This window comes from Vibrio sp. 10N.261.55.A7 (assembly GCF_002877365.1).
Taxonomy (GTDB): domain Bacteria; phylum Pseudomonadota; class Gammaproteobacteria; order Enterobacterales; family Vibrionaceae; genus Vibrio.
In genome coordinates this window covers 1-296 of the sequence record NZ_MCWZ01000003.1, presented here as the reverse complement: position 1 = coordinate 296, position 296 = coordinate 1, and positions in this window count along the sequence as shown.

The window sequence follows — 296 nt, the reverse complement described above, 5'->3', positions numbered from 1 at the left end:
GCATTAGTTTGGATAAGTTTTTGGTGTAAGCTTTTTATGTAATATGGAGGCTCTTCTCGGTTCTAATTTACTATTGTCTATTTTTCTAATTTAGTCATCGCTTGGGCTTCAAATAATTAAATTGGTTTATCTTGCTAATTATTTTATATAAGTAAAACTCGGAATGAATAGGTTTTCTGACTATTTCACTTACCATATATAGATGAGGGATAAGCTAGTCTTATTAGTTTGATATAGATGAGTGCTATAAAGTATGGTTTGTCTATTATTAAATGTGTATTTTTATTAGCTTGTAA